The sequence below is a fragment of the Candidatus Kinetoplastibacterium crithidii genome (assembly GCA_027557655.1).
GTDB lineage: Bacteria > Pseudomonadota > Gammaproteobacteria > Burkholderiales > Burkholderiaceae_B > Kinetoplastidibacterium > Kinetoplastidibacterium crithidii_C.
On sequence record CP064915.1, the window covers coordinates 722,774 to 736,925 of the forward strand.

A 14,152-nucleotide genomic window follows, 5' to 3' on the forward strand; every position below is an offset into this window, starting at 1 on the left:
TTCTGAAGGATACATCAATAAAGTATTTACAGGAGATAGCATTAAACAGATAAATAGTCAAAATATTGAAGCTGTAAAACACAATATTATTATTATTTTGGAAAAATATTAAAATGTCTAATTTTAAATATAGAAATAACAAGAGCATTAGTGACAGATCCAAAATTCTTGCTACTACTATTTGAACCATTTGCTGGTATTTATCCTATTTCTATTGTCGAAATACAACATATTATAAATTTTCTAAAAAAACCGCGGTCTAGGTGTATTAATCACAGATCATAATGCGAGATAAACACTAAAAATATGCAACAGAGCCTATATCATTAACAACTGAAAAATGATAACTAGCGGTAGTCCTAAATAAATAGTAACAAATAATTCTGTAATAAAAATATACCTAGGGAATAATTTTTCAATTATAGTATCTACAAATTTTTAGATTTATTAAATGACTTATTCTATTAGAGAGCACCGATATGGATATACAAATAATAGGAAAAAATATAGAAGTAACTCAAGCCTTACATGATTATGTTTCTTGTAAGATTAACCATGCCATTAAACATTTTACAGACGTAAATAAAATTACAGTATCTCTTTTTATAGAAAATGAACAACATACTGTAGAAGTCAACATTAATGTAGACAATAAGATTATACACTGCAAAGCTTCTGAAAAAAACTTGTATACATCTTTAGATATAATTGCTGAAAAAATAGAAATAATATTACATAAAAATAAAGAGAAGAAACAACTAATTAAACATATTAGTTAGGACAACGAATAATTTATATTATTATTCAATCATTATTGATTATAGACCATCAGCAATTTCTTTGACAGGTATTAGAAACCAATATTCTTAATTATAAAATAATCAACTTGCTTTTATTTTATTAGGTCAATGAAAACTGGTCTGGAAAATATACAAACGTGTTGGATAAAATATCAAAACACTTACTAAATAATCGATATTCTAAGAATCAGAGAAAGAATATATCCGTTGCCATTTTTAAAAAATCAAAATACCTTTTATATATAACAATGCTTACACTAAAAGAAATAATCGCTGATAATAATGAAGAAATTGGTTTTCAGTGGATTACAGGAGAAGAACATGAAAAATATATATCATATGGTGACAAAGCCTCTGCAACAAGTCTAATAGGACATTTAAATTTAATTCACCCTTCTAGAATCCAAGTATTAGGAAATGAAGAACTTGAATACTATACTAGATTAGATATAAATAGAAGATTATATAACATTGAAGAATTAGCAGCTGGGAATGTTTCTGCAATATTAATAGCAAATAACTTACCTATACCAAATGACCTAATAGAAAAATGCTCCTATTATAAAATACCTTTACTATCTACTAAAACTGATGCTGCGCAATTAATAGATTTATTAAGATCCTATATAGATAAAAAACTAGCACCTACTGAAATAATACATGGTGTATTCTTGGATGTATTTGGAATAGGAGTACTAATAATAGGAGAGTCTGGTCTTGGAAAAAGTGAACTTGCTCTTGAATTAATTTCAAGAGGTCATGGATTAATTGCAGATGATGCTGTAGAGTTATTTCAAATTGCACCAAATTTTATAGAAGGAAGATGCCCTTCACTTTTACAAAACCTATTGGAAGTTAGAGGTCTGGGATTGCTAGATATAAAGACTATATTTGGAGAAATTGCAGTTCGCAGAAAAATGAGGCTCAAGTTGGTAGTACATTTGCTAAGAACTGTTGCCAATGATAATTATGAAAGACTACCACTTCAAAATAATATAACACAAGATGTTTTAGGAGTATCTATAAGAAAGGTTATGATACAAGTTGCAGCTGGCCGTAATTTAGCAGTAATTGTAGAGGCTGCAGTTAGAGATATGATACTAAAAATGAGAGGAATAGATACTCTAAATGATTTTATAAACAGACAAGCTATCGCCATAATAAATAATAAATAACTATAACTTGATGATAAATAATTATTAAATTCCAATATATTCCATAGACTTAACGTATTTTTTATATAAAAGATTCTCTCTATATAATAGAATCTTTTTGCGCCATAGTCCTTGTGAAAAACCTTTCAATCGTTTGTCCTTACCAATAACACGATGGCAAGGAATGAATATAACGATTGGATTTTTAGAAATTGCTGTACCTACTGAACGATATGCATGATTATTTCCTATATTTTTAGCTATTTCACAATAACTCACAAACATACCAAAAGATATACCACTTAAAGCCATCCAAACTTTTTTCTGAAAATAACTTCCATCTGGATTTAATGGCACACTAAAATTAGTTCTATCACCTAAAAACCATTGTCTCAATTCTACAATAGCCTGATCTAATAAGTTATCTTTTTGCATTTTTATCATAGAATGACTTTTAATCTTTTCAGATTTTTGATCTAAAAAATAAGCTTCCACAATACTAATTCCAGAAGAAACTATTCTTATAGGTCCCAAAGGAGTAAAGTCATCTTTATAAAACTTATGCATTTTTAGACACTAATTTAAGGGAATGCTCGTAAAGTCTGCTTTTAGAAATGCCTGTTGTTTTGGCAATCACCTTAACTATGTCACTCAGATATAATCCTTCTGAAATTAAAGACAAGATAGCATCATCGAAACTTCTAATTAATTCCTCATCACTGTTATGATCTTGGTTAGAATGTATTATTACAACAAATTCTCCTTTATTATCATAAGTCATAGCAAATTTTTCAGAATAATCTTGCAACTTAAAAGTGGAAATTTCTTCAAATTTTTTCGTTAATTCTCTCGCTATTGTTATATATCTTAATGGACCAAATATATCAAGTAAATCCTTTAAACTGCTTATTATTCTATGAGGAGACTCAAACATTACCAAAGGAATATTTAGATTTTTATTTTTTTTAAAAAAACTCAGCCTCTGAATATGTTTAGTTGGAATAAATCCAGAAAAAATATAACAAGGATTATCATAACTTGTTATTCCAGCACCCATTAAGGCTGTTGTAACAGCACTAGCTCCAGGAATGGGCACAATCCTATAACCTTGATCTCTAACAATTTTGATAACCATTGAACCAGGGTCACTGATTACTGGAGATCCTGCATCAGATATTAAAGCTACTCTATTGCCTAGTTTTAATTCTTTACAAATTCTAACAGCAACTTCTTTCTCACTATATTTGTGTGCAGAAATCAATGTTTTTTTTATTCCATAGAAATTCAGTAGAATACTACTTACTCTAGTATCTTCAACAGCTATTAAATCCATAATATTTAAACAAAACAAAGCCCTCAAAGTAATATCCCCTAGATTACCTATAGGGGTTGCGACTATATATAAAACAGATCGAGGCCAACTTTGTAAACTAATATGATCTAAAGAATTAACTATCTTATTTACATAAGCATCAGAAGATTTTTTTTCACTTAACATAAACTTGAGCTATATATTCTGCAAATAGAAAAACAATAAATTTCATCAGGAACATTCAAACAAAACTATAATTATAGAATAATTAGTTATAATCAATTTAAAAAGATCTATGACTAGATAAGTTCTAATAGAAATTACATATATGAAAATTACAAAATGATATCAAACCAAAATAAATTTATAAAACGTTATTTTAAACTATTTTTAATATTAATTATAACGTCATCATTATCAGCATGTTCATTAATGCCAGTTATTATTGGAGGAACAACATTAACAACTATATCATTAGTAAGCGATAGAAGAAATATGCTCACTCAAATTGAGGATTGTGCTTTAGAAATAAAAATAAATAATGCGATTAATAATGTTTTAAAAAAGAATAACTCTCAAAATTTTGCAATAAATGTAAGATCTTATAATAAAATAGTATTGATTACAGGATATGTAGAAAAACCATATGACATTGCACTTGCAGGCAAAACATCTTCTTCAATAAGCAATGATATTATGATAATTAATCAATTACAGGTCAGGAAACCTACTAGTTCTTTTGAGAAATCAAAAGAGAGATTCCTAGCTTCAAAAATCAAAGCATCTTTCTTAAAAGACAAAAATGTACCTTCTGCTACAATAAGTATTATTGCAGATCAAAAAAGAATATTCTTAATGGGAAAGGTTACTAAACTTGAAGGAGAAAAAGCAGCTCGCATAGCTGCAAATACTAGTGGAGTAGAACATGTTATAAAATTATTCGAATATATAGATAATAAATAATAATAAAAGATAAACAATGCTTAACAAAAACTCATCCATCTTTGAAAACATTCAATATAATGTTTAATATCCCAGGTGATTAATGTTACTATTAGTTTATAACGAATATAATATGAAGAATTACATTTCTAAACAGAAAAAAATATTTTATAATTATTCAAGTATCTTAGACAATTCATAGATCTCCATTAAACGAATTGATTTATTAAATGCTTATATCTTTTTATTATGAATGATATCCACAATAACATACAAAAAATTTCCTCAGAAATAAAAGCTTGTATTCTCTCTGAAGCGCTACCGTATATTAGAAAATTCCACGGGAAAACCATAGTAATTAAGTATGGCGGTAATGCAATGACTGATAATAATCTACAAAGAAGCGTAGCAAATGATCTAGCACTTCTAAAACTAGTAGGATTAAAGCCAGTCTTGGTACATGGGGGAGGTCCTCAAATCGATAATGCTCTGCTTAAGATAGGAAAAAAAGGTTCCTTCATAGAAGGAATGCGAGTAACAGATTCTGAAACTATGGAGGTTGTTGAATGGGTTCTTGGTGGTCAAGTTCAACAAGATATTGTAATGATGATTAATGAGTTTGGTGGTAAAGCTGTAGGATTAACAGGCAAAGATGGAACATTAATTCAAGCAAGAAAAAAACTTATCCCTAGTAAAGAGAAAGCCAATGAGTTTTTAGACCTAGGATTTGTTGGAGAAGTTGATAAAATTGACACATCAGTTGTAAAAGCGTTACAAAATGACCAGTTTATTCCAGTAATATCACCTATTGGTTATGGAGAAGACGGAACTGCTTATAATATTAATGCTGATCTTGTTGCTGGTAAACTTGCAGAAACATTAAAAGCTGAAAAATTAATTATGATGACTAATACAAGTGGCGTCTTAGATAAAAACGGAAAACTGTTAAGGAACCTTACAGAGATAGAAATTGAACATTTATTCAATGATGGTACTATTTCTGGAGGAATGATGCCAAAAATATCATCTGCACTAGAAGCAACAAAAAACGGAGTTAACTCCGTTCATATAGTAGACGGCAGAGTACATCATTGTTTACTTTTAGAATTATTAACTGATCAAGGAGTAGGCACTATGATTTCATAAATGAATATTTTATGAAATTTTCTTAGCATTATATTAGTAAAATAAAAAATTTTTAGATATATATTTATCAACTTGTTTTGATTAATATCAATAAAATATCTAATAAAATATCTAATAAATTTAGTTAGAAGTATTAAAATTAGTATTTTAGTTGTTCATTTCTTTTTAAACTTAAATTAAGCTGTATTGGAGAGTAAGTATGACTAAGTCAAAAGCAATTCCTCCCTCCCCAGCGGGCAAATCTAAGCTTCCCATTGGATTATTAATGGGAGTCTTTGCTCTTATTGGGGTTCTTTTACTGCCTCTGTCCGGAGATCTTCCGGTAGCAGGGCATCGTATGTTGGCAATATTAGCTTTTGCTGTGATTGTATGGGTTACTGAAGCTGTTTCATATGAAGCTAGTGCGATAATGATTACAGTTTTAATAGCTTTCTTAATAGGAACAGCTCCTAATGTTAAAAATCCAGATGTGATATATGGAACATCAACAGCTATGGGTTTTGCCTTATCTGGATTTTCTAATTCTGCATTAGCATTAGTTTGGGGAGCATTATTCATTGCTGGAGCCATGACTTTTACAGGACTTGATAAAAGGATAGCTTTATACACTTTATCAAAAGTTGGAACCAGCACCAAACGCATTATGATTGGGGCTATAGCAGTAACAATTATACTTAGCTTAGCTGTTCCTAGTGCAACTGCAAGAAGTGCAGCGGTTGTACCAATCATGATGGGAATAATAACATCTTTCGGCATTAATAAAAGATCGAATATAGCCGCCGGAATAATGATAGTAGTTGCACAAGCAACAGGTATATGGAATATAGGAATTAAAACTGCCTCAGCACAAAATCTACTTACATCTGGATTTATGAGCAAAATGCTAGGAGAGGCACCTTCTTGGTCTGATTGGTTCATAGCTGGAGCTCCTTGGTCAGCAATTATGTCAGTATTCCTAGTGGCATTAGTACTAAAAATGTTACCTCCAGAACCTGGTGGTATAACCTTTGGAAAAGAAGCTGTTGAGAAATCTCTGTTAGAACTTGGACCAATGACTTCTCCACAAAAACGTTTGCTACTAACATCTCTATTTCTATTATTTTTCTGGGCTACTGAAGGCAGTTTGCACAATTTTGATACCACATCAACCACATATGTAGGTTTAGTATTACTAATCATGCCTGGTTTTGGTGTAATGTCATGGAAAGATATACAATCTCGTATACCTTGGGGTACAGTTCTGGTATTTGGTATAGGTGTAAGCTTAGGCACAACCTTACTAACTACAGAAGCAGGTCAATGGCTAGGAAGACAAGTGGTTTTAAATACAGGTATAGATCAACTCTCTCCTGTAGCTATCTTTGCTATTCTTGCTGCTTTCTTGATAATAATACATCTTGGCTTCGCTAGTGCTACAGCCTTAGCGTCAGCTTTATTGCCAATAATAATATCAGTTTTAACAACAATGCCTGGAGACTTTAATAGAGTAGGCATGACCATGTTATTAGGATTTGTTGTAAGTTTTGGATTTATTTTGCCAATAAACGCACCTCAAAATATGGTTTGTTTAGCTACAGAAACATTCAATGTTAAACAATTCGCAATTATAGGAACAATTATAACCATAGTAGGTTACCTTTTAATGTTGCTATTTAGTGTTACTTACTGGCATTGGTTAGGACTTTTATAGGCTAAAAATATGAAACTAGATATCCAACAAGCTATTACCTTTGGTCAAAAAATACTAATAGCACAGGGAGTGCCTGTGGATATTGCATTTGACGTTTCTGAGCATTTAGTTACTTCCGATCAAGTAGGATATACAAGCCATGGTTTGTCTATCCTACCAACTTATCAGAAAGTTTTAGCAAATGGTTTTATTAAAGCAGATGGAAGGCCAGAACTTTTTAATGATCAACCTGCTATTATAGGCTTTAACGGAAACAAAGGCTTCGGTCAACATGTTGGAAAAGTGGTTATAAAGCAAGCAATTGACCGTGCAAATAAACATGGTCAATGTATAGTTACAGTTAACAACTGCCATCATTTGGGAAGAATGGGTTATTACGGAGAAATAGCGGCAGAAGCTGGAATGATTTTATTAGCATTTACAAATGTTATTAATCGCGAACCTACAGTAGCTCCTTATGGGGGGGCTACTGCTAGGATGACTACTAATCCACTATGTTTTGCAATACCATTACCAAATGGACGCCCATATTTTATAGTTGATATGGCAACTAGTTCTATGGCTATCAATAAAGCTAGAGTTTTAGCTACTAAAGGACTGCAAGCTGATAATGGTAGCATGATAGATGCTACTGGTAGACCAACTAATGACCCAAATGTTTTGTTTACAAATCCACCAGGTGCATTATTACCTTTTGGTGCACATAAAGGATATGCATTAGGTTTAACGGCAGAACTATTGGCCGGCATACTAACAAATGGCGGCACAATCCAGCCTGGTAACCCAAGACTAGGAGCTGCTATGAATAATATGTTTGCCATAATTATTAACCCTGATCTTGTAAACAAAAACAATAACTGGAGAGATTTAGAAAGCAATGCTTATATAGACTACTTGCATTCTTGTCCACCACAACCTGGAGTTGATAAAGTACAATATCCTGGTGAGTATGAATACAATAATAAAATTAAAAATAATGAATCTATAGAGTTTGAAGATTCAATTTGGGAAAACATCTCATCCTTAGCAACTAGGCTTAATGTTACTTTATAAATAAGTTATGCTCTAATACAAAGGATTAATATAACCTATTAAATCCTTTGTATTTTTATTTTAGATTCATTTTTAATATTCATTAAAAGACCACAAGATATTCCTATATTTAAAAATGCAGATCCGCCATAGCTCATAAAAGGTAACGGAACACCTACTACTGGCAATATTCCAGTCACCATCCCTATATTTACAAACACATAAACAAAAAACATCATTGAGATGGAAGCTGATAACAATCTAGAAAATGATGTTTTTGCTGATATAGATATTTTTAAACCAAGCAAAATTAATAAAAAATATAATATTAGCAAAAAAATACAACCATATAAACCAAACTCTTCTGCAAAGACAGCAAAAATAAAATCAGTCATCCTTTCAGGAATAAAATCTAGATGTGACTGAGTACCTTGCATATAACCCTTACCATATAAACCTCCAGATCCAATAGCTATCATAGATTGTATTGTATGAAATCCATTTCCTAAAGGATCAGATAAAGGATTTAATAAAGTACAAATTCTATTTTTTTGATAATCATGCAAAAAAAACCAACTAACTTCTGAAGAGCAAAGAACATCTTTATAGAAAAGCAATACTAATATCAAAGAAATAATTAATACTACAATAGGAACTATTATCCTAAATGATAACCCAGCAAAATATACAACAAAAAAACCAGATGCGAATACTAACAAAGATGTTCCTAAATCAGGCTGAAGAAGAATAAGAAAAAATGGAACTATCAAAATTACAAATGCAATAAAAAAATCTCTTTTCTGCAATCTATCATTATTTTGGACTCTATCAAAATACCATGCTAGCATCATAGGAACCGCGATTTTCAACATCTCTGATGGCTGTATTCTTGTAAATCCTATACTTAACCAACGAGTTGCTCCCTTAGTAGTCTCTCCAAAGAACTCTACACATAAAAGCAAAAATATGCCAAATATGTAACAAGGTAATGAAAAATTTCTCAGCCATGTTGGAGGTAGTATAGAAACAAAAAACATAGCTAAACATGCAAGAATACAATTGTATATTTGAGCTGAAAAACGCAAATCATAGTATCCTACGGCTGAACGTAAAGCAACTAGACCCATAATAGAAAGAACGAAATATATAACTAATATAAAAAAATCTATACCATTGATGAATCTATGAAAAATATCGTAAAAAGAAAATTTCATAAAAGCCCTTCTATATAAACCAATGCTATCTCCAAATGATACTAATTATTATTTAATAGCCAATAATCAAAAATTTTACGAGCTATAGGGGCTGCTTCTTTTGAGCCCCACCCCCCATTTTCAACAATAATAGCAACAGCAATTTTAGGATTATTTGAAGGAGCAAATCCCATAAATAAGGCATGATCACGCAATTTCTCATTTATAAAATTAGCATTGTACTTACTACCTCGCAAACTAAATACTTGAGCAGTTCCAGTTTTTCCTGCTACAGAATAAGGAGTACGTAAAAAAGCATTTCTAGCTGTTCCATAATTTATAACATCTTCCATAGCAGATTTTATGAAACTAACGTTAGAATCCTTTAATAGCACTTGATATAATGGATTATACAAAATTTTTTCTTCTTTTTCTGACATAGGTGACTTAGTTTTATAAACTAAATGAGGTTTTCTATATAACCCATTATTTGCTAAAACAGTAAGACCCTGCGCTAATTGTAACAACGTAAATGAATTATAACCCTGACCAACCATTAAAGAAATAGTATCTCCTAAATACCATTTTTGCATTTTTTTATTAGAATATTTTTTACGTTTCCACTCAGTTGATGGAAGAATACCTTGTTTTTCACCATCTAAATCTATATCTAACTTTTGACCAAAACCAAATTGTTTAATAAAGTCGTGTAGTTCATCAACACCCATATCTAGGCCAAGAGAATAAAAATATGTATCAGAAGAAACAACTATAGCTTTATACATATCTACCATACCATGAGCAATACTACCTGGATTACGAAACTTCTGACCTCCACATTCAAAATATCCTGGATCCATAATTTTATCATTAGGACTTCTTTTCCCTAACTCTAAAGCTGCCAACGCTACAAATGGCTTATAAACAGACCCTATTGGATAGGTCCCATATAATGCTCTATTGATTAATGGATAATCAAGTGAATTATTAAGTAAACTCCAACTATTTTTATCTATGCCATCTACAAACAAATTTGGATCAAATGATGGCATAGAAACCAATGCTAAAATTTCCCCTGTATTTGGATCTATTGCAACAACAGCTCCTTTCTTAGAGCCAAAAGCATTAAAAATAGTCTTTTGTAATCCTATATCTATAGATAGAAAAATATCTTTACCTGGAATTGGATCTATCGACTTTAATACACGAACAGGTTTTCCTGCTGCTGTAACCTCTATTTCTTTAAAGCCTGTATAACCATGCAAAGTTGTTTCCCAAGTCTTTTCAATGCCTTTCTTACCAATTAATTGACTACCACGATAATTAGCTATTTTAGTATCATCCAAATTACTAAAATCACTGTCAGATATTCTACCGATATAACCAATAACATGAGAAACTTCATAACAATAAGGATATTCTCTTATCCATCTTGACTTGATTTTTAGTTCTGGGAATTTAAAAGCATGAGCAGCAAACCAAGACACTTCAAACTCATCTAACTTATTGCGAATAACAATAGGCTTGTATCTACCATACTCTATAATCTGGCGAGCTATTCTACGCTTATTACTCTCACTGATTTTAATTGCTGGCTCCAACTCTTGGAACAAAGCTTCTAACTTATCAGCTTTTACTGAAGACATCTCTAATGTATAAACACAATTACTACAAGCGAGAACTTCCCCATTACGATCAAAAATACTACCCCTCTTTGGAGGCATAGGAACAACAGATATACGATTATTATCAGCCTTCTCAGATAAGCCTTCATATAAACTAACTTGTAAATACCATAATCTAATTATCAATATACAAAAACCAAACAAAAAAAATAGAACACCTATTATGATTCTTTCTGAAAATCTTTTGATTATTTTTACTTGACTATCAAGCTCTAACATAAAAATAAATTATTGAACGGTTGGTGAGTCAGAAATGACCGCTGGACGTTGGGGAATAAGCAAAAACCAACCAACTAATGGCCACATTAAAAGAATAAATAGAACCTCTTTTGACCAGCCCCATCCTACCCATCTAATATTTATCCAAGAAACAAAAAGCTTACTAATAAATGAAGAAAAAAATAATATGGGAGCAAGATGTACAGCTTGGATAAACAATCCGAAACGCAACAATCTTTTACGAATTACTAAGGCAAAGTAAGCAAAAAGAGTAAAAAATAAAGCATTTTCTCCCAAAAAAAATGTCCCTTGTACATCTACTAAAATACCAAAACAAAAAGCAGTTAATAAGCCTATTCTTGATGAATCATGAACACACCAAAATACTATTACTGTCACTAATAAATTTACAGGAAATGAAGGTACTAAAGATAGCATCCAAGATAAAAATATACTACTCCAAACAAATTTCGCCTGAGCTGGCCTAGCTACTTGATCAGGCTCCACATTACTTGGCATACCAATTCTTCTATATTGGGATAATTGTTTATCTTTCATTTTGTTTAATTCATTTCTATTTTTAAAACAATAAAGTGACGATAATATTCAGGATGAGCAACAGATTCAGCAATAGCACGAGAGTATCCTGAGATATGATCTTTTTCAACTTTTATAACTTTAGCTACAGGTAATCCAACTGGAAAAATGCCTCCTATCCCACTTGTTACCAACAAATCATCAATTTTTATATCAAAATTATCAGTTAAATAACGAACTTCCAATAAACCTGGTATTCCTAATCCAAAAGTGATTAAACGAAGACCATTTCTAGTTATCTGCACTGGAACTGAAACATTATGATCAGATACTAAAGCAGCTTCAGCAGTCACTGGAGTTACCCTAATAATTTGACCTACAACACCTCCTTCGCTAATTACAGACATTCCCGGAGAAATACCAACTTTGCTGCCTTTATTAAAAATTAAATGTTGATTAAAACTATTATTAGACTCATATAAAATTTCAACTACTATTGAATATTCCTTGATGGAATCTGTAATTCCTAGTAATTTACGTAATTGATAATTCTCAGTAGTCAGATGTGAAAGTCTTGTTGTGATTTGAGCCATTTCAATATATTGTTTTTGCAACAATTCATTTTCTCTACGTATCATATTTGCTGCATTAAACCAATTATTAATACATCGAAAAGTATCTCTAGGAATCAGCACTATACGCTGGAAAGGATAAATAACAACTGACACCAGTTTCCTAACCGGCTCTACCGTATTAGGAAATCTAGCATCACAAATTAACAAAATTAAAGCCACTAACAAAGCAATAAACAGCTTGATTTCTAAAGATATTCCACGCCTAAATAAAGGCCGTACCCCTTGACGCTGTATATCCATGTATTACTTTATTACTATCAGTATAAAAATTTTCAATCATTAATAAAAATAGAACCAAGTTTTTCCAAATGCTCTAATGCCTCACCACAACCTCGTACCACACAAGTTAAAGGATCATCCGCTACTACTACAGGCAAACCTGTTTCTTCTTGTAATAAACGATCTAGATCTCTTAGTAAAGCTCCCCCACCTGTAAGCGAAATTCCTTTATCTGTAATATCGGCACCTAACTCAGGAGGTGTTTGTTCTAAAGCAATTTTAACCGCTGAAACTATTTGATTTAAAGGATCAGTAAGCGACTCTAGAATTTCACCAGAAGACACTGTAAAACCTCTAGGAACACCTTCCGCTAGATTCCTACCTTTTACTTCTATTTCTTTTACATCAGAACCAGGAAAAGCAGAACCTATGCTTTTTTTAATAAGTTCAGCCGTAGGCTCTCCTATCAACATACCATAATTACGTCTTATATAATTTACTATGGACTCATCAAATTTATCACCACCAACTCTCACAGAACCTTTATAAACCATGCCTCCAAGAGATATTACAGCAACCTCCGTTGTCCCTCCACCTATATCTACAACCATAGAACCACTAGCATCTGAAACAGATAGACCTGCGCCAATAGCAGCGGCCATAGGTTCTTCTATTAAATAAACATGAGATGCACCTGCTCCTAAAGCTGATTCTCTAATAGCTCTTCTCTCAACCTGAGTAGAACCACATGGAACACAAACAATAATCCTAGGGCTTGGAGCAAGCATATTACGTGGATGAACCATCCTGATAAATTGCTTAAGCATCTGCTCTGTTACAGTGAAATCTGCTATCACCCCATCTTTCATGGGACGTATTGCCTCGATATTCCCTGGAACCCTACCAAGCATTTGTTTAGCCTCATGCCCCACAGCTTGAATAATCTTCTTGCCATGAGGACCTCCATCATGTCTAATTGCAACTACAGATGGCTCATCAAGAACAATACCCTTACCTCTAACATAAATCAAAGTATTAGCTGTTCCTAAATCTATTGCCATATCACTGGAAAAATAACTGCGCAAAAAACCAAACATCTTAACTCAGCTTAAAAATAATTTCTTAGAATTCTATCAAACTATTAAAATATAAATTTATAATACTTACGTAATATGCTATAAGATATTATAATTTTCAATAGTAGGATAAACTGTTTTTTGTATTAAATAACTGTCAAAACATCATTAAACATTCTAACACATACATTTTTTTATGGCTCTTAATAAAATAGATATTAATAATATTGCAACTATTTCTAAAATAGAAATCAAAGAAGAAGAAATTGGAATATTTGAGAAAGAATTAAATAAAGTTATCAAAATAATTGAGAAAGTACAAGATGTACAGATAGATATAGATGCTATAGAACCATTAGTAAGTCCAATTTCTATAATAGATGATTATAAGAACCATTTACGTGAGGACGTAACCCCTCAAACATGTTCTCAAGAATTTATGAAAACAATTATTCACAATTCACCAAAATTTGAAAACAATCTATTTGTAGTACCTAAAATTATTGAATAAT

14 protein-coding genes are annotated in these 14,152 nt (G+C 31.5%); 7 read left to right on the top strand and 7 right to left on the bottom strand.

Annotation, left to right across the window (positions count from 1 at the left end):
• Nucleotides 1-479 precede the first annotated feature (479 nt).
• Nucleotides 480-779 carry a ribosome-associated translation inhibitor RaiA gene (raiA, locus tag I1N47_03385; GenBank protein WBF65462.1) on the top strand — a complete coding sequence of 100 codons (300 nt, stop codon included), beginning with the start codon at nucleotides 480-482 and terminating at the stop codon, nucleotides 777-779.
• A gap of 269 nt (nucleotides 780-1,048) precedes the next feature.
• Nucleotides 1,049-1,975 (top strand): HPr kinase/phosphorylase, encoded by a 927-nt coding sequence (locus tag I1N47_03390; GenBank protein ID WBF65918.1) that lies wholly within the window; start codon nucleotides 1,049-1,051, stop codon nucleotides 1,973-1,975.
• A 24-nt stretch (nucleotides 1,976-1,999) separates the two neighbouring features.
• On the opposite strand, the gene I1N47_03395 is transcribed toward I1N47_03390, so the two are convergent.
• Both I1N47_03395 and rsmI read right to left on the bottom strand, forming a co-directional pair.
• On the bottom strand, nucleotides 2,000-2,521 hold the full coding sequence (locus I1N47_03395; protein WBF65463.1) for a methylated-DNA--[protein]-cysteine S-methyltransferase: 522 nt from the start codon (nucleotides 2,519-2,521) through the stop codon (nucleotides 2,000-2,002).
• A complete protein-coding gene (rsmI, locus tag I1N47_03400) occupies nucleotides 2,514-3,452 on the bottom strand; it encodes a 16S rRNA (cytidine(1402)-2'-O)-methyltransferase (protein WBF65464.1) in 939 nt (312 codons plus the stop codon). The genes I1N47_03395 and rsmI overlap by 8 nt, the downstream gene beginning before the upstream one ends.
• Before the next feature lie 156 nt (nucleotides 3,453-3,608).
• Here rsmI and I1N47_03405 point away from each other — a divergent pair, with 156 nt between their 5' ends.
• The 4 genes from I1N47_03405 to I1N47_03420 all read left to right on the top strand — a co-directional run bounded on the left by I1N47_03405 (nucleotide 3,609) and on the right by I1N47_03420 (nucleotide 8,097).
• Entirely contained in the window at nucleotides 3,609-4,229 is a 621-nt protein-coding gene (locus I1N47_03405; GenBank protein WBF65465.1) for a BON domain-containing protein, read from the top strand.
• A gap of 228 nt (nucleotides 4,230-4,457) precedes the next feature.
• Nucleotides 4,458-5,354, top strand: coding sequence for an acetylglutamate kinase (gene argB, locus I1N47_03410; protein WBF65466.1), 897 nt, complete (start codon nucleotides 4,458-4,460; stop codon nucleotides 5,352-5,354).
• 199 nt (nucleotides 5,355-5,553) lie between these two features.
• Nucleotides 5,554-7,044 carry a DASS family sodium-coupled anion symporter gene (locus I1N47_03415; GenBank protein WBF65467.1) on the top strand — a complete coding sequence of 497 codons (1,491 nt, stop codon included), beginning with the start codon at nucleotides 5,554-5,556 and terminating at the stop codon, nucleotides 7,042-7,044.
• 9 nt (nucleotides 7,045-7,053) lie between these two features.
• Complete coding sequence (locus tag I1N47_03420; GenBank protein WBF65468.1) at nucleotides 7,054-8,097, top strand: Ldh family oxidoreductase; 1,044 nt, start codon at nucleotides 7,054-7,056, stop codon at nucleotides 8,095-8,097.
• A gap of 38 nt (nucleotides 8,098-8,135) precedes the next feature.
• Here the strand turns inward: I1N47_03420 and rodA are convergent, their stop codons facing one another.
• The 5 genes from rodA to I1N47_03445 are packed head-to-tail and all read right to left on the bottom strand — an operon-like array spanning nucleotide 8,136 to nucleotide 13,661.
• The gene (gene rodA / locus I1N47_03425) at nucleotides 8,136-9,290 is read right to left on the bottom strand and encodes a rod shape-determining protein RodA (protein ID WBF65469.1); all 1,155 of its coding nucleotides are present in this window, start codon (nucleotides 9,288-9,290) and stop codon (nucleotides 8,136-8,138) included.
• Nucleotides 9,291-9,331: 41 nt separating this feature from the next.
• Nucleotides 9,332-11,173, bottom strand: coding sequence for a penicillin-binding protein 2 (gene mrdA / locus I1N47_03430; protein WBF65470.1), 1,842 nt, complete (start codon nucleotides 11,171-11,173; stop codon nucleotides 9,332-9,334).
• Between the two features lie 9 nt (nucleotides 11,174-11,182).
• Nucleotides 11,183-11,731 (bottom strand): rod shape-determining protein MreD, encoded by a 549-nt coding sequence (mreD, locus tag I1N47_03435; GenBank protein WBF65471.1) that lies wholly within the window; start codon nucleotides 11,729-11,731, stop codon nucleotides 11,183-11,185.
• A gap of 5 nt (nucleotides 11,732-11,736) precedes the next feature.
• Nucleotides 11,737-12,579, bottom strand: coding sequence for a rod shape-determining protein MreC (gene mreC, locus I1N47_03440; GenBank protein WBF65919.1), 843 nt, complete (start codon nucleotides 12,577-12,579; stop codon nucleotides 11,737-11,739).
• A 38-nt stretch (nucleotides 12,580-12,617) separates the two neighbouring features.
• The gene (locus I1N47_03445) at nucleotides 12,618-13,661 is read right to left on the bottom strand and encodes a rod shape-determining protein (GenBank protein ID WBF65472.1); all 1,044 of its coding nucleotides are present in this window, start codon (nucleotides 13,659-13,661) and stop codon (nucleotides 12,618-12,620) included.
• A gap of 175 nt (nucleotides 13,662-13,836) precedes the next feature.
• Between I1N47_03445 and gatC the strand changes: the two genes are divergently transcribed.
• On the top strand, nucleotides 13,837-14,151 hold the full coding sequence (gene gatC, locus I1N47_03450; GenBank protein ID WBF65473.1) for an Asp-tRNA(Asn)/Glu-tRNA(Gln) amidotransferase subunit GatC: 315 nt from the start codon (nucleotides 13,837-13,839) through the stop codon (nucleotides 14,149-14,151).
• Nucleotide 14,152: the final 1 nt, after the last annotated feature.

Bases quoted from the DNA above. Each gene is read 5' to 3' on its own strand.
- raiA (WBF65462.1), top strand. From the start codon at position 480: ATGGATATACAAATAATAGGAAAAAATATAGAAGTAACTCAAGCCTTA.
- I1N47_03390 (WBF65918.1), top strand. From the start codon at position 1,049: ATGCTTACACTAAAAGAAATAATCGCTGATAATAATGAAGAAATTGGT.
- I1N47_03395 (WBF65463.1), bottom strand. From the start codon at position 2,521: ATGCATAAGTTTTATAAAGATGACTTTACTCCTTTGGGACCTATAAGA.
- rsmI (WBF65464.1), bottom strand. From the start codon at position 3,452: ATGTTAAGTGAAAAAAAATCTTCTGATGCTTATGTAAATAAGATAGTT.
- I1N47_03405 (WBF65465.1), top strand. From the start codon at position 3,609: ATGATATCAAACCAAAATAAATTTATAAAACGTTATTTTAAACTATTT.
- argB (WBF65466.1), top strand. From the start codon at position 4,458: ATGAATGATATCCACAATAACATACAAAAAATTTCCTCAGAAATAAAA.
- I1N47_03415 (WBF65467.1), top strand. From the start codon at position 5,554: ATGACTAAGTCAAAAGCAATTCCTCCCTCCCCAGCGGGCAAATCTAAG.
- I1N47_03420 (WBF65468.1), top strand. From the start codon at position 7,054: ATGAAACTAGATATCCAACAAGCTATTACCTTTGGTCAAAAAATACTA.
- rodA (WBF65469.1), bottom strand. From the start codon at position 9,290: ATGAAATTTTCTTTTTACGATATTTTTCATAGATTCATCAATGGTATA.
- mrdA (WBF65470.1), bottom strand. From the start codon at position 11,173: ATGTTAGAGCTTGATAGTCAAGTAAAAATAATCAAAAGATTTTCAGAA.
- mreD (WBF65471.1), bottom strand. From the start codon at position 11,731: ATGAAAGATAAACAATTATCCCAATATAGAAGAATTGGTATGCCAAGT.
- I1N47_03445 (WBF65472.1), bottom strand. From the start codon at position 13,661: ATGTTTGGTTTTTTGCGCAGTTATTTTTCCAGTGATATGGCAATAGAT.
- gatC (WBF65473.1), top strand. From the start codon at position 13,837: ATGGCTCTTAATAAAATAGATATTAATAATATTGCAACTATTTCTAAA.